General features: G+C 43.9%; 11 protein-coding genes and 4 tRNA genes. 13 read left to right on the forward strand and 2 right to left on the reverse strand.

Annotated elements, in window-relative coordinates:
• Positions 1–254: 254 nt before the first annotated feature.
• A complete protein-coding gene (locus DFP76_RS17770; RefSeq protein ID WP_113875897.1) occupies positions 255–1,823 on the forward strand; it encodes a coiled-coil domain-containing protein in 1,569 nt (522 codons plus the stop codon).
• A gap of 42 nt (positions 1,824–1,865) precedes the next feature.
• Here DFP76_RS17770 and DFP76_RS17775 read toward each other — a convergent pair whose 3' ends face one another.
• Positions 1,866–2,321: a regulatory protein RecX gene (locus DFP76_RS17775; RefSeq protein WP_113875898.1), complete on the reverse strand. Its 456-nt coding sequence runs from the start codon at positions 2,319–2,321 to the stop codon at positions 1,866–1,868.
• 191 nt (positions 2,322–2,512) lie between these two features.
• Here DFP76_RS17775 and DFP76_RS17780 point away from each other — a divergent pair, with 191 nt between their 5' ends.
• The 9 genes from DFP76_RS17780 (at position 2,513) to DFP76_RS17820 (ending at position 9,860) form a co-directional block, all read left to right on the forward strand.
• On the forward strand, positions 2,513–3,766 hold the full coding sequence (locus DFP76_RS17780) for a D-amino acid dehydrogenase (RefSeq protein WP_113875899.1): 1,254 nt from the start codon (positions 2,513–2,515) through the stop codon (positions 3,764–3,766).
• A gap of 12 nt (positions 3,767–3,778) precedes the next feature.
• A complete protein-coding gene (alr, locus tag DFP76_RS17785) occupies positions 3,779–4,879 on the forward strand; it encodes an alanine racemase (RefSeq protein WP_113875900.1) in 1,101 nt (366 codons plus the stop codon).
• 214 nt (positions 4,880–5,093) lie between these two features.
• Positions 5,094–7,709 carry an alanine--tRNA ligase gene (gene alaS, locus DFP76_RS17790; protein WP_113875901.1) on the forward strand — a complete coding sequence of 872 codons (2,616 nt, stop codon included), beginning with the start codon at positions 5,094–5,096 and terminating at the stop codon, positions 7,707–7,709.
• A 47-nt stretch (positions 7,710–7,756) separates the two neighbouring features.
• Complete coding sequence (locus DFP76_RS17795; protein ID WP_113875902.1) at positions 7,757–8,998, forward strand: aspartate kinase; 1,242 nt, start codon at positions 7,757–7,759, stop codon at positions 8,996–8,998.
• 146 nt (positions 8,999–9,144) lie between these two features.
• A complete protein-coding gene (gene csrA / locus DFP76_RS17800; RefSeq protein WP_013795210.1) occupies positions 9,145–9,333 on the forward strand; it encodes a carbon storage regulator CsrA in 189 nt (62 codons plus the stop codon).
• Between the two features lie 69 nt (positions 9,334–9,402).
• A tRNA-Ser gene (locus DFP76_RS17805) sits at positions 9,403–9,492 on the forward strand.
• 60 nt (positions 9,493–9,552) lie between these two features.
• A tRNA-Arg gene (locus tag DFP76_RS17810) sits at positions 9,553–9,629 on the forward strand.
• 54 nt (positions 9,630–9,683) lie between these two features.
• A tRNA-Arg gene (locus DFP76_RS17815) sits at positions 9,684–9,760 on the forward strand.
• A 23-nt stretch (positions 9,761–9,783) separates the two neighbouring features.
• Positions 9,784–9,860: transfer RNA gene (locus tag DFP76_RS17820), tRNA-Arg, on the forward strand.
• Between the two features lie 80 nt (positions 9,861–9,940).
• Here DFP76_RS17820 and DFP76_RS17825 read toward each other — a convergent pair.
• On the reverse strand, positions 9,941–10,948 hold the full coding sequence (locus tag DFP76_RS17825; protein WP_245931976.1) for a tRNA dihydrouridine synthase: 1,008 nt from the start codon (positions 10,946–10,948) through the stop codon (positions 9,941–9,943).
• 157 nt (positions 10,949–11,105) lie between these two features.
• On the opposite strand from DFP76_RS17825, the gene DFP76_RS17830 reads away from it, so the two are divergent.
• From DFP76_RS17830 to DFP76_RS17840, 3 genes are read left to right on the forward strand one after another with little or no spacing between them, the layout of a single operon-like run.
• Complete coding sequence (locus tag DFP76_RS17830; RefSeq protein ID WP_113875903.1) at positions 11,106–11,351, forward strand: OadG family protein; 246 nt, start codon at positions 11,106–11,108, stop codon at positions 11,349–11,351.
• A 37-nt stretch (positions 11,352–11,388) separates the two neighbouring features.
• On the forward strand, positions 11,389–13,176 hold the full coding sequence (gene oadA / locus DFP76_RS17835) for a sodium-extruding oxaloacetate decarboxylase subunit alpha (RefSeq protein WP_113875904.1): 1,788 nt from the start codon (positions 11,389–11,391) through the stop codon (positions 13,174–13,176).
• A gap of 32 nt (positions 13,177–13,208) precedes the next feature.
• Positions 13,209–14,381, forward strand: coding sequence for a sodium ion-translocating decarboxylase subunit beta (locus DFP76_RS17840; protein WP_113875905.1), 1,173 nt, complete (start codon positions 13,209–13,211; stop codon positions 14,379–14,381).
• The last annotated feature ends 381 nt before the right edge of the window (positions 14,382–14,762 follow it).

The raw sequence follows: 14,762 nt of genomic DNA on the forward strand, positions 1-14,762 counted from the left end.
TGAAGCTAAGATTCGTGAAGAGTTGCTGCCAAAACGTACTAAAGCAGATGATGCTGTCGGCGAAAAAGAAGAAGCAGAACAGCTCGATTTCTAATGTGAAGTTTGAGTATTGCTAAGAAAAGCAGGCCCTAGTGCCTGCTTTTTTGTTTTTTACGGTAGATGAGTTAAGAAATGTAGGTTTTATGGTGTCATGAGTCATAAACTTCTATGATAAGTAATAGGGGTTATTCACTGATAAATAGGAAGATTGTGCTATGTTGGTTTGGCAGTGGGGATTAATTGCAACCAGTGTGATGTTCGCGGTGGCTTTTGTGGCGCTTGTGGTTCGCTATTTATCACTAAGAAAGCAACTGAATACTGACAAGATCGATGAAGAGGGAGAGCGTAATGAAAGTGATAGTATGTCTTCCTCCGATTCTGCTCAAGTTTCTGAAAAAGAACAGTGGCTGGCGTTACTGAATCAGCAAAAATTAATCTGTGGCCAGTTGTTAAGTAAATTGGCGAAAGACGACTTTCAGGGGCGAGCTTCCTTGTCTTGTTGGTCGATATTTTTAGATGTGGAAATCAAAATTATTGAAGAAGGGTTGGATGACATAGATGTCATCTCCTTGTTAAGTTCGTTTAAAAATATTCTCGATAAAATAGATAAAGCCCAAGAGATTGATGCTTTATTAAAATCCCTCAAAGTGAATCAAACCGTCCTACGTGAACTGAATAAAGTTATTCAAAGAACAGGCGATAAAATTTTTAATCAAGTCAATATCACTGCCGACCTAAATGCTCAATTGGATAAGTTACAAGCACAGCTCGCAAAAGAAGCAGAGTTAGATGAATCTTTGGGGTTGTTGCGATCTGAGATTGCCAGCATGTTTGAGTTGGCTGAGCGTTTGAAGCATCACCTAGATGAAGTGAAAAAAAGCGGTGTTACGCCTGAATACATAGAGGCACTCGAAGACTTTTTAGGTGGTGTTGATGAGTCGGATTTTTTGAACGCTGTTGGTTCTGAAATGGATGACAAAGTGGCAGATCTTAAGCAGCTTGCTACTAATCAAAAAGCCATTATTGAAGAGTTGAAAGCGCAAATGCGTCAGCTGAAAGGCGGTGGGGATCATCATATTGGTGAGTATGATATCGCTATGGCTAGACTTGAGAAATCGCTCTTGGAAAGCAGCCGAGTGATTAAGCGTTTAGAGTCAAAGCTTGAGAATCTGCATAATATTAAACATAACTTGAATATTGACCTTGTTAAGCGCGACGAAGCGTTGGCTCAGAAGACAGCTCAGTTAACAGGCAGTGAACCCAGCGGTGCGGATATTTACAGTGTCATTGATGAAGAGTTAAGCACCATGAGAAATATGGAAGACTTACTTTCACAAGGTGACTTAACGGAAGCGTCCGATGCGTTTGCAACGGAACAAGCTTCAAAAATTCAAGAATTACGTCAAATGGTAAATGATTCGGAGCTCTATGTTGAAGCTTTGGAGCGGGACTTAGAAAAGGCACGAGTGCTTCGTGAAAACCTTGAATATAAATTGAGCCACCCTGAGTCATTGGCAAATCCAGAATTTCAGGACAGTGATATTCTATTGGAAAAAGAGCTAGAAGAACTTGAGAACCTTCGAGAAATAAACGACGAACTTGAAGCCGAGCGAAAACGCTTAATTACCGAGTTGTATGATGGGCAGGCACAAACCGAAGAGTTTTCTAAATTACGCCATAAGGTAGATGAGCTGGATAAAAAAATTGATTCAGTTCAGCAAAGCTATGTTGAGATGGAGGAAAAATACCTCAATGCGATTATGGCCGGTGAAGATGGTTTCTAGTTTCTTTGATGGTGTCTTTGAATGCCCATTTTGATCTATTTGCTAGTCTAGATCTGATGATGACATTGCATATTGTATTTGGTCATAATCGAAGCCTCTGTATTGTAAGTGGCGCATCTGCTTTGACTTTTCTTTAAAGTCTTGGGGTGGTTGTTCGCCAAATTTTCGTATTTTTGCGTCTTTGGCTAATTCGTACCAATCGCATTCCGCTTCTTCTAGGGCATTTTTAGCGATGTCACTAGAAAGCCCTTTTTGTATTAACTCTTGTCTGATTCGAGTGGGGCCAAGCGATCGGTTGGCTTTGCTTCTCACATAAATTTCCGCAAATCGTTCGTCATTTAAATAGTTCAATTCTTTTAGTTGATGAATGACGTTATCAATATCTTCTTCTGAATGTCCTTTTTGTTTTAGTTTGGCGGCGACCTCGGCACAAGCGTGTTCTCTCTGATTCAATAAGAGTAAGGCGTGGTCATAAGTTGTTAATTGTGGCGTGTTCATAGTCTTGTCTTCTGTGTTTTTGGCATTGTGCCATTGTCATCAACTAAATTCATTATTAGTGATGGTTTATATATCTTTTAATTGCTGTATTTTCAGTTTTTAAATCCTAATAAATTAAATAAAATAGATGATAAAACTGCTTTTTGTGTGTGATCATAGTCTAAACGACTTATTGGTTTATTGGAGGCTGTATGCAGGTCTGCGTATTAGGTGCGGGTGTTGTTGGCTTAACATCTGCGTATTTTTTGGCGAAAAAAGGGTTCGAGGTGACGGTGATTGATCGCCAGCCTAGTGTGGCATTAGAGACCAGCTTTGCAAATGCGGGGCAAATTTCTCCAGGGTACTCTGCGCCTTGGGCTGCGCCAGGTGTGCCGCTTAAAGCCATAAAATGGTTGATGCAAAAACATGCGCCGCTGAAAATTAGTCCTGATCCAGAAGTGAAAAAATTACTGTGGATGGGGAAGATGCTGTCGCAGTGTACTGAGGGAGCGTACAACACCAATAAATCCCGCATGATGGCTCTTGCCGAATACAGTCGCGATCAGTTTATCGCTCTGCGCAAGGAACTTGGCATTCGTTATGATGACGGTCAAGGTGGGACTTTACAGTTGTTTCGTAAAGATGAGCAAGTTGAGGCGGCAGCTAAAGATATTAAAGTGCTAAGGGCTTTAAATGTTCCGCATCAAATGTTGACACCAGAGAAAATTGTTGAGGTTGAGCCGGGCTTAGCCCCTGTTATTAATAAGTTTAAGGGTGGTCTTCGTTTGACTGGCGATGAAACGGGCGATTGTTATTTATTTTGCCAATCCTTAAAAGAGCATTGCGATGCGTTAGGGGTCTCGTTTCAATTTAATACTGATATTCAATCTTTGTCTGTTGAATCTGGTAAGATTCGCGGTGTCGTGACGCAAAATGGTTTGCAAGATTTTGATCATGTATTGGTTAGCTTGGGCAGTTATTCGAAAGAACTATTAAAAGCCTGTGATATTGATATTCCAGTTTATCCAGTAAAAGGGTACTCCCTGACTGTTCCTGTGACTGATGCACAATATGCTCCTGTCTCTACTGTAATGGATGAAATATACAAGGTGGCGGTGACCCGTCTGGGTGATCGCATTCGAGCGGCTGGTACCGCTGAATTAACTGGCTACAATCTAGACTTGCCAAAATCTCGCACTGAAACCATCAGTCATGTAGTGGGAGATTTATTTGGTCAAGGTTGTCAGTTGTCTGATGCAGAATATTGGACAGGTTTGCGCCCTATGACACCAGATGGTACGCCAGTAGTAGGGGCGACAAATGTGGTCGGTTTGTATCTTAATACCGGGCACGGAACATTAGGCTGGACAATGAGTTGTGGTTCTGCAGCAGTCATTGCGGATATCATGGCGGGCAATCAAGCGGAAGTCGATTCATCTGACCTGTCGGTTACGCGTTATCAGTAGTAAGGAAGATCTATGGCTAGGCCGTTAGTTGCCAGCATCGATTTGGATGCAATTTTATACAATTATCAATTTGCTAAAAAACTTCAGCCAAGCTGTAAAGCGTTTGCTGTTGTAAAAAGTAATGCCTATGGGCATGGCGCTGTGCCTGTCGCTCAGCATCTGGATAAAGAAGTAGATGCGTTTGCTGTTGCGGCGATTGAAGAGGCCATAGAATTACGAGAGGCGGGTATAGAGTCGCCCATCATGTTACTTGAAGGTGTTTTTGAACCCTCTGAGTGGCAGTTGTGTGAGCAACATGGTTTTTGGTCTGCTCTGGAAAATGATCAGCAATTGGCAGGCTTGTTAGAAAGTCAGTCAAAGATTGGCAAGGTGTTTGTCAAACTTGATTCAGGTATGCATCGGCTGGGAGTTGATAAAGCGGAAGCTAATGATTTAGTGGTGCAGTTACGTCAAAGTAGTTTGGTAGAGGAAGTGTTGTTGATGACGCACTTCTCTTGCGCCGACGATTTGTCTGATTTGACCACCATGGAGCAATTAGCCTACTTTGAAAGTGCGCGCCGTGATATTGGTGATATTGAAGCCAGTGTGGCAAATTCGGCCGCCATCATGAAATGGTCTGTACCAGACGGTGGCTGGATTCGCCCTGGGATCATGTTGTACGGCATTTCGCCTTTTGCTGGTGTTGCTGGTGTGCAGTTGGGGTTGAAGCCAGCAATGACTTTAACATCTAAAATCATTTCGGTTCGTCACTTACAAAAAGGGGATCAGGTGGGGTATGGTCGCACTTATCAGGCGCAGCAGGCTCATCAACTAGCTACGGTTGCCGTAGGTTACGGTGATGGCTACCCTCGAGTGACGGAAAATGGTGCGCCAGTTCGTATCGCAGGAGAGGCTGGTTACCTAGCCGGTCGTGTTTCTATGGATATGATTACGATACGTTTACCTGATGATTCTGACATGGTGATGGCGCTAGGTCAGGAAGTGGTTTTGTGGGGAGGAGAGGTTCCTGTTGAAGAAGTAGCAGATTATGCTGGCACTATAGGGTATGAAGTGGTGACTCGTATGACTTCTCGACCTCATTATCGTTATTTTTCCACAACGAAAACGGCATAACCCTCCGGTGAAACACCTCTTTTCATTCAGAAAAGAGGTGTTTGTGTAGGATTTGCACAAAATAAGCTTAAAATTCCTGCGGTTTCTTTTGAAAAAACCTATCCTTTGCGTGTACTATTTTGTGCTTTTCGTTGCATAGTGGCCGCATTTTGTTTATTGCGGTCAGCGCAGCCCTAATTCGCCCAGAAATATAGAGATAGAGACTCACCCCATTATGAAGAGTTCTGAGTTACGTCAGTCATTTTTGTCTTACTTCGAAAGTAAGCAACATCAGATAGTTGAATCCAGCTCACTGATTCCAGGTAACGATCCTACTTTGCTGTTTACTAATGCAGGTATGGTGCAGTTTAAAGATGTTTTTCTTGGGGACGATGTGCGTCCTTATACACGAGCAACCTCATCTCAGCGCTGTGTTCGAGCAGGCGGTAAGCACAACGACTTAGAAAACGTCGGTTATACAGCGCGTCACCATACTTTCTTCGAAATGTTGGGTAACTTCAGTTTTGGTGATTACTTTAAAACCGAAGCCATCAGTTATGCTTGGGAGTTTCTAACGCAAGTCTTGAAGCTGCCAACTGAAAAACTCTTGGTTACTGTGTATGCAGACGATGATGAAGCCTTCGATATCTGGCATAAGAAAATCGGTTTGCCGGCGGAAAAAATTATTCGCATTGGTGACAATAAAGGTGGCCGCTATCAATCTGATAATTTCTGGGCGATGGGGGATACTGGTCCATGTGGTCCTTGTTCTGAAGTTTTTTATGATCATGGTGAGCACATTTGGGGTGGGCCTCCAGGATCGCCAGAAGAAGATGGTGATCGTTTTATCGAGATCTGGAATGTCGTCTTCATGCAATTTAATCGATCTGCAAATGGCGACATGTCTCCGCTTCCTAAACCTTCTGTTGATACTGGTATGGGTTTGGAGCGTATTGCGGCGATTTTGCAAGGCGTGCACAGTAACTACGAGATTGATTTGTTTCAAAATCTAATCAAAGCCTCGGCTGAGGTTGTGGGTACTAAGGACCTAGAAGCGCAATCTTTGCGTGTTATTGCAGATCACATCCGCTCTTGTTCTTTCATGATTGTGGACGGTGTTGTGCCATCGAATGAAGGTCGAGGCTATGTGTTACGTCGTATTATTCGTCGTGCAGTACGTCATGGTAATAAACTCGGTCAGGCAAAACCTTTCTTCCATAAGTTGGTCGCCGCACTGGATATCGAAATGGGTGATGCCTACCCAGAATTGCGTAAGCTCAAAGATCGTGTGACGTCTATCTTATTAAAAGAAGAAGAGCAGTTTGCCAAAACCCTAGATCAAGGTATGCGTATTCTTGAAGACGCTATTGCGCAATTGGGCGACAATAAAGTGTTGCCTGGTGAAACGGTTTTTAAACTGTATGACACGTATGGCTTCCCTGCGGACTTAACCAATGATGTGGCTCGTGAAAACGGCTTAGAAATCGATGAAGCGGGTTTTGAAGCTGCCATGGAAGCGCAACGTGCACGTGCTCGCTCGGCGAGCAATTTCAGTATGGATATGTCTGGTAGTGTGAGCTTGGATGCGGAAACTGAGTTTACTGGTTATGACAAGCTAGAAGACCAGTGTCAGGTTGAAACCATTTTATTGGATGGTCAGTCTGTACAGACACTTGAAGCTGGCCAGCAAGCGGTAGTGGTTTTGAAAAACACACCTTTTTACGGCGAGTCTGGTGGGCAAGTTGGTGATCAAGGTTGGTTGCGTGGTGGTATGGCTTTTAAAGTGAGTAATACAACCAAGCAAGGTAAAGCGCATCTTCATCATGGTGAGTTAAAAGAAGGCACTTTGTCAGTCGGGGATAAAGTGACAGCGCAAGTGGATAGCTCCATGCGCCAAGCTACAGCATTGAACCATTCGGCAACACACTTAATGCATGAAGCCTTACGTCGTGTGCTTGGTGATCATGTAGTGCAGAAAGGTTCTTTGGTGGATGCGGAACGTTTACGTTTTGACTTCTCGCATTTTGAAGGGGTGACTGCCGCAGAGATTGAGCAAATTGAAGACATGGTGAATGAGCAGATTCGCCTAAACCATGCGGTTGAAACCGACATTATGGATATCGAAGCAGCCAAGGCGAAAGGGGCTATGGCGCTTTTTGGTGAGAAATACGATAGCCAAGTACGTGTATTGACTATGGGGGCCGACTACTCGATCGAACTATGTGGCGGTACGCATGTTAAGCGTACTGGCGATATCGGTTTGTTTAAAATCATCACGGAAAGCGGTATCGCAGCCGGTGTTCGCCGTATCGAGGCGGTGACAGGTAAAGCGGCTGTTGAAGTGAACCGGGCGATGGAAAGTACCTTGCAGCAGGTTGCGTCACTTGTGAAAGGAAATAAAGAGTCTGTTTTGGATAAAGTGACAGCACTTAATGACCAAGCTCGTGCTTTGCAGAAAGAGTTGGATGCGATTAAAGGAAAATTAGCTGCCATGGCGGGAGCCGATCTAGCTTCTCAGGCGGTCGATATTAATGGCGGTAAGCTGTTGGTTGCTCAAGTTGAAGCAGATCCAAAAGCACTGCGTGATATGCTGGACCAATTGAAGAGCAAGCTAGAGTCGGCGGTTATTTTGTTGGCTGCGGTTAACGACGGTAAGGTTAGTTTGATTGCTGGTGTGACCAAAGAGCTGACAAAACAAGTAAAAGCGGGTGATCTTATCAAGATGGTTGCGCCTTTAGTCGATGGTAAAGGTGGTGGTCGTCCTGATATGGCTCAGGCCGGTGGTAATAATCCAGATGCGCTACCAAGTGCTCTTGCTTCAGTGCCTGATTGGGTTGCTGAAAGAGTTTAAAATGTTTAGCCCGATGAGTCGGGCTCTTTTTAGGTAATGATAAGACTATGGCGTTGTTAGTTCAGAAATACGGTGGTACTTCAGTCGGTACAATAGAACGTATCGAGGCAGTGGCTGATCGAGTGCAGAAGCATAAGCAGCAAGGCGATGATATTGTGGTGGCAGTGTCCGCGATGAGTGGTGAGACGAATCGCTTGATTGAGCTTGCAAAAAGCATTCAATCCACGCCCGATGCACGTGAGATGGATGTGTTGCTTTCCACTGGAGAGCAGGTGACGATTGCCTTGTTGTCTATGGCTCTCATGAAGCGAGGTATTGCTGCGCGTTCTTACACTGGTTCTCAGGTGCGTATTACGACTGACAGCGCCCATGGTAAGGCTCGTATTCAGGAAATTGATACTGAGGCAATGAAGGCGGATCTAGCCGCGGGTAAAGTGCTGGTGGTTGCTGGTTTTCAAGGGGCTGATGAATTTGGCAACATTACGACCTTAGGACGTGGCGGTTCTGATACCACGGGCGTGGCGTTAGCCGCTGCGTTAAAAGCTGATGAGTGTCAGATATATACCGACGTGGATGGTGTGTATACCACGGATCCTCGTGTGGTAGACAGTGCTCGTCGATTGGACAAGATTACCTTTGAAGAAATGCTGGAGATGGCAAGTCTCGGCTCTAAAGTGTTGCAGATTCGTTCTGTTGAGTTTGCTGGTAAGTACCAAGTGCCGTTGCGTGTACTGTCCAGTTTTAAAGATGGTGAAGGCACGCTAATTACAACTGATGGGGAACTTGATATGGAACAAGCTGCTGTTTCTGGTATTGCATTTAATCGCGATGAGGCCAAGCTGACGCTAAAAGGGGTTCCAGACATTCCTGGTGTGGCATCAAGAATCCTTGGGCCAATCAGTGATGCTAATGTTGAAGTGGATATGATTGTACAAAACGTATCAGTAGACGGTACCACTGATTTTACTTTTACTGTGCATCGTAATGAGTATGAGCAGGCTCTGCAGACATTAAATCAGATTGCTGAGGAATTGGGCGCAAAATCTGTTTTATCCGACGCTAAGATTGCGAAGGTATCAATTGTCGGGGTGGGTATGAGATCTCACGCTGGTGTGGCGAGTACTATGTTTAAGGCTTTGGCGGAAGAGTCGATTAATATCCAGCTTATCTCTACGTCAGAGATAAAGGTGTCGGTTATTATTGATGAGAAATACATGGAGTTAGCGGTGCGTGCGTTACATTCTGCTTTCAAATTGAGTGATTCTGCTGCAGGTGTTAGCGAAGCGTAACAAATGGCTACATATTCCTTGTTTTTTGCGATGGTTTAATTTTTATTGAGCGGCTAGAATATGTTTTGTAGGAAATGGCCTACAACGTTGTAGGTAGTATCTATCAATAAAATTTTAGAATATAGCAATTACAGGGAGATATTCTTATGCTTATTTTGACTCGTCGTGTTGGTGAGACTTTGATGGTTGGTGACGAAGTATCCGTTACTGTGTTGGGTGTTAAAGGAAATCAAGTGCGTATTGGTATCAATGCACCAAAAGATGTTTCTGTTCACCGTGAAGAAATTTATCTTCGAATTCAAAAAGAGCAAGATGGACAAGATTCTGAGGATTAATTTTTAAAAAAAATTTCCAAAAAGTCTTTACATGGCGTTAGAGCAGTATATACTACGCCGCACTTGTTTGGAGAGTTGGCCGAGTGGCCGAAGGCGCTCCCCTGCTAAGGGAGTATGGGTTAACACTCATCGAGGGTTCGAATCCCTCACTCTCCGCCATTCAAGTCAACCTTTCAGAGACTATCCTTTCTGAGTTGTAAGGTTGAAAATTGTAGTTACGCATCCGTAGCTCAGCTGGATAGAGTACTCGGCTACGAACCGAGCGGTCAGAGGTTCGAATCCTCTCGGATGCGCCACTTCAATTTGAATTTTCTGCAAATGGTTTTACAATCATTCTAGACATTACATACGCATCCGTAGCTCAGCTGGATAGAGTACTCGGCTACGAACCGAGCGGTCAGAGGTTCGAATCCTCTCGGATGCGCCATTTAATGTCAAACAAGTAGTTACGCATCCGTAGCTCAGCTGGATAGAGTACTCGGCTACGAACCGAGCGGTCAGAGGTTCGAATCCTCTCGGATGCGCCATTACTACCTTTCTTATTTTTCCTTTTGTTTTCTAAAAAAACTTCCCTAATTTTTTTCGACTTTTTAAATTCTAAAAGCCATTAAGCTTTCAGTATGTTTTGTATTTTTACGCTGAACTCTGCAACACTTTTACTTTGGCGTAATGTTTTTAAATTGTGCTGAATATCTGAGAATTCAAACCGTAAGTGGCCAATCCATTGCTTTAGTCGTCCTAGTGTCGCAACTTCATCGTATTCGAGTTGTAGTCTTTGTGTGTATTCTATAAAGAGTAACGCCAGTTGACTCCGATGTTGATGGCATCCTTCTTCGTATGAGGCATTTCTAATATCCTGAAATATAAAAGGATTATTTAATGATCCTCGACCAATCATAAACTCAGTACAGCCAGTAATGGTTTTGCACCTTGTGAGTGAGTCAAGGTCTGTAATGTCCCCATTGGCGATGACTCGCATTTGTGTTCTGTCTTTAATTAAACCGATTTTTTCCCATCTTGCTGGTGGCTTATAACCGTCTTTCTTTGTTCTGCCGTGTATTGTTAAAGCATTGGTTCCTGCGTTTTCAATTGCTGCCACATTATCAAAGAGTTTTTCTTCATCTTCATAGCCTAGGCGAATTTTAGCGGACACTGGGATCTGTGCTGGAACCTGTTGACGAATGGCATTCATGATGCGAAACAGTGTCTCAGAGTCTTGTAGTAGGACGGATCCGCCGCCGTGTCCATTGACTCGTTTTGCTGGGCAGCCAAAATTCACATCAATATGATTGGCGCCTGCGGCAATAGCGTTAGCTGCGCTTTCTGCCATGAGTTCGGCGTTGCTGCCTAATAGCTGCGTGTGTACTGGGTGGTGATAGTCTGTTTTTGCGCTATTTTTATTTTCAGGGACGAGTTTTTTAAAGCTGGATCTCGGAATAGGGTATTGAGTGACTCGAACGAATTCCGATACTAGGTAGTTCATTCCGCCAATTTTCGAGAGCAAGGCGCGCATAGTGTGATCCATGACACCTTCCATTGGGGCGACGGCCAGTATGATGTCGCTATGCTGGGTTTGTTTGTGCAAGTTTTGATTGTTTTTTAGGGAATTGTTCACGAAATAAGTCTAACTGTTATGCAAAAAAAATATGAAACTGTTCTGGTTTATGGTAAAAAAAGAGTTACCAAATTAAGAAGATCTGTTCAAAAAATGAATATGATCACATTCGCTGCCTCTAAACAAGGCAATAATTCGTGCACATAAGGGTAGGGTAATGAACGAATTGATAAGTGAAGGTGTTGGCCTGATGGTATTAGGGATGGGGTTTGTCTTCGTCTTTCTAGTAGTGCTTATTTTTGCTACTGGCTACATGTCGTCCATTATTAATAAATTCTTTCCAGAAGTCGTTCCGGTGGCTAAGCCTAGTACTCCGGCATCAGATAGCGTAACCAGTGCGGCGGTTGATCCACAGATAGCGGCCGCAATTACCGCTGCTATCCATCAACATCGTAATAAATAATCTCATTTAATCGCAGAACATAGCAGAGGCTGGATCTATGACAACAATTAAGCAACCTCTTGGTATTACGGACGTCGTGTTACGTGATGCTCATCAATCATTATTCGCAACTCGTCTTCGTATTGATGACATGTTGCCTATTGCTGAAAAGCTCGACAATGTTGGCTTTTGGTCGTTGGAGTCTTGGGGTGGAGCGACCTTTGATTCTTGTATTCGCTTTATCGGCGAGGATCCTTGGGATCGAATTCGCGAACTAAAAAAGGCCATGCCGAAAACGCCTCAGCAAATGCTTTTGCGAGGACAGAATTTGTTGGGGTATCGTCATTATGCCGACGATGTGGTTGCTAAGTTCGTAGAGCGTGCCGCTGCCAATGGTGTGGATGTGTTTCGTATTTTTGATGCGATGAACGATCCTCGAAACCTTGAGCAAGCCATTAAATCAGTAAAAGAAATGAGCAAGCATGCACAAGGTACGATTTCTTATACTAAAAGTCCTGTGCATACGACTAAAAATTGGGTGGATTACGCGAAAACTCTTGAGGATATGGGAGCGGATTCCATAGCCATCAAAGACATGTCTGGTATTTTGACGCCTTACGACGCGTTTGATCTAGTGTCTTTATTAAAAGAGCAAACGGATCTTGAAGTTCAGTTGCATGCCCATGCGACTTCAGGTTTGTCTGATATGACCATTCTGAAGTCAATTGAAGCAGGAATTGATCGAGTGGATACGGCCATTTCTTCAATGTCTATGACTTACGGGCATTCTTCAACAGAATCAGTGGTTGCGGCATTGCAAGGAACGGATAGAGATACTGGGTTAGATTTGGAAGCGCTGGAAGATATTGCGGCTTATTTCAGAGAAGTGCGTAAGAAGTATGCGAAGTTTGAAGGCTCGTTGCGTGGCACGGATTCACGTATTCTGATTGCCCAGGTGCCAGGCGGTATGCTGACGAACATGGAAAATCAACTTAAAGAACAAGGTGCAGCGGATAAGTTTGACGATGTGCTAAAAGAGATTCCAAAAGTTCGTGAAGATCTTGGTTTGATTCCTTTGGTAACGCCGACGTCTCAGATTGTAGGTACGCAAGCTGTATTGAATGTGTTGACGGGGGAGCGTTATAAATCCATTTCAAAAGAAACAGCTGGTATTTTAAAAGGTGAATACGGTGCTGCGCCAGCTGAATTCAATAAAGAGTTACAGCATAGGGTGTTGGATGGCGCTGAGCCAATTACTTGTCGTCCTGCTGATTTGCTTGAGCCTGAAGTTGAAAAACTGACTCAAGAATTACAGGGCTTGGCGAAAGAGAAGCAAATTAATCTCTCTGATGATTTGATTGATGATGTTTTAACTTATGCCTTGTTCCCGCAGATTGGTTTGAAATTCCTCGAAAACCGAAACAATCCTGAAGCCTTCGAGCCAGTTCCAACGGGTCAAGAGTTGGTTGAAGCCGCTCAAAGTGTGGAAGGTCCTGCTGTTTATACTGTTAGTGTAGCGGGTCAAAGTTATGTTGTTGAAGTGGAAGAAGGGGGCGATATCAGCCAGATTCAACCTGTTTCTGCTTCGTCTTCTTCGCCAGCTCCTGTCGCTGCGCCAGTAACAGAGGCAAATGGTGGTGAAGATGTTCCAGCGCCATTAGCAGGCAATATTTTTAAAGTGCTTGTGAAGCCAGGACAACAAGTTCAAGAAGGTGAAACCATTATGATTCTAGAGGCGATGAAAATGGAAACCGAAATCTCTGCACCTAAAGCGGGTGTGGTGGGTTCTGTTCATGTTAAAGAAGGTGATGCTGTGCAAGTGGGCCAAGCATTGCTGTCGCTTTAATTCATTTGCAAGAATAAAAAGGGTTTAACCAAATGGAAGAAAAATTATTAAATCTGTACCACGATACCGGCATATATCAGCTTGAATTCGGTCAAGCTGTGATGATGTGTGTGGGGCTGTTGCTTATCTATCTTGCTATTAAGAAAGGCTTTGAGCCGCTATTGTTATTGCCAATTGGGGTTGGAGCAATCTTAGTAAACATTCCAGGTGCAGGTTTTATGGCGGCACCTGTTTATGATGGAACTGGCCATATGGTTTCGCCTGGCGGATTACAGTACTACATCTATCATGGTGGCATTGAGACAAGCTTGTTTCCGCTATTAATTTTCATGGGTGTCGGAGCGATGACGGACTTTGGCCCTATGCTAGCCAACCCTAAAACCTTGCTTCTAGGGGCGGCGGCTCAATTCGGTATCTTCGCAACAGTAATCGGTGCAGTGGTGCTTGGGGCGAGCGGTATAATGGATTTTACGTTAGCTGATGCGGCTGCGATTGGTATTATTGGTGGCGCAGATGGTCCAACGGCGATCTTCGTGGCGAGTCGATTGGCGCCAGATTTGCTTGGGGCCATTGCGGTAGCGGCATACTCCTATATGGCGTTAGTGCCATTGATTCAACCACCTATAATGAAAGCACTAACCTCTCAAGAAGAGCGTGCCATTAAAATGGTGCAATTGAGACACGTAACGAAAACAGAAAAAATCGTTTTTCCAATTGTGGTGACATTATTGGCGGCAGCCTTCTTGCCTTCTGCTGCGCCATTGTTGGGGATGTTCTGTTTTGGTAATTTGATGAAAGAGTCTGGCGTGGTCGATCGTCTTAGTGATACGGCTCAGAATGCTTTGATCAATACTGTGACTATCTTCCTCGGTTTGGGGGTAGGTTCTAAGCTCAGTTCAGAAGCATTTTTGAACATAGAAACATTGGGTATTTTGTCTCTTGGCTTGGTGGCCTTTGCAATTGGTACGGCAACCGGTGTACTAATGGCGAAAGTGTTAAACAAAGTATCTGAACATCCAATAAATCCATTGATTGGCGCGGCTGGTGTATCGGCTGTACCTATGGCTGCACGTGTTGCCAACAAAGTTGGCTTGGAAGCAAATAAACAAAACTTCCTATTAATGCATGCGATGGGGCCAAATGTGGCTGGTGTAATCGGCTCTGCGGTAGCGGCTGGTGTTATGTTGAGTTATGTTGGCGGTTAAGATCGTTATTAGGTTATAAAAAAGGCGCTCATGCGCCTTTTTTATTGTCTTGGTTTTGACTGTTTTGCTGCGCTGAAAAAGAAAAGCAAAAAAGAATGAAAAAGTGCTTGCTAAAAATCTGTAGATCCTTAATATACGCCCTCGCTGACACGGACAGGGCTTCACTCTCTAGCAGAGGAAAAGCAGCTTAAGTGTAACGGCAACGCTCTTTAAAATAGATAATCAGATAATTTGTGTGGGCGCTCGCTGGGGCTTCAAAAAAGAAATTGAAGTCTTACGAGAGTCTAACACGTCAATTCGCTTTATTAAGTAATTGTTAGTGTTTCGAGATTTGAGTGAGCAAACTTTTTAACTGAAGAGTTTGATCATGGCTCAGATTGA

Origin of the sequence: Marinomonas aquiplantarum (genome assembly GCF_003314975.1) — a bacterium.
Taxonomy (GTDB): Bacteria; Pseudomonadota; Gammaproteobacteria; order Pseudomonadales; family Marinomonadaceae; genus Marinomonas; species Marinomonas aquiplantarum.

What these genes read in the sequence shown, in the direction of transcription:
- alr (WP_113875900.1), top strand. Translation starts at nt 3,779, where the DNA reads ATGGCTAGGCCGTTAGTTGCCAGCATCGATTTGGATGCAATTTTATAC.
- DFP76_RS17780 (WP_113875899.1), top strand. Translation starts at nt 2,513, where the DNA reads ATGCAGGTCTGCGTATTAGGTGCGGGTGTTGTTGGCTTAACATCTGCG.
- DFP76_RS17795 (WP_113875902.1), top strand. Translation starts at nt 7,757, where the DNA reads ATGGCGTTGTTAGTTCAGAAATACGGTGGTACTTCAGTCGGTACAATA.
- oadA (WP_113875904.1), top strand. Translation starts at nt 11,389, where the DNA reads ATGACAACAATTAAGCAACCTCTTGGTATTACGGACGTCGTGTTACGT.
- DFP76_RS17775 (WP_113875898.1), bottom strand. Translation starts at nt 2,321, where the DNA reads ATGAACACGCCACAATTAACAACTTATGACCACGCCTTACTCTTATTG.
- alaS (WP_113875901.1), top strand. Translation starts at nt 5,094, where the DNA reads ATGAAGAGTTCTGAGTTACGTCAGTCATTTTTGTCTTACTTCGAAAGT.
- DFP76_RS17840 (WP_113875905.1), top strand. Translation starts at nt 13,209, where the DNA reads ATGGAAGAAAAATTATTAAATCTGTACCACGATACCGGCATATATCAG.
- csrA (WP_013795210.1), top strand. Translation starts at nt 9,145, where the DNA reads ATGCTTATTTTGACTCGTCGTGTTGGTGAGACTTTGATGGTTGGTGAC.
- DFP76_RS17830 (WP_113875903.1), top strand. Translation starts at nt 11,106, where the DNA reads ATGAACGAATTGATAAGTGAAGGTGTTGGCCTGATGGTATTAGGGATG.
- DFP76_RS17770 (WP_113875897.1), top strand. Translation starts at nt 255, where the DNA reads ATGTTGGTTTGGCAGTGGGGATTAATTGCAACCAGTGTGATGTTCGCG.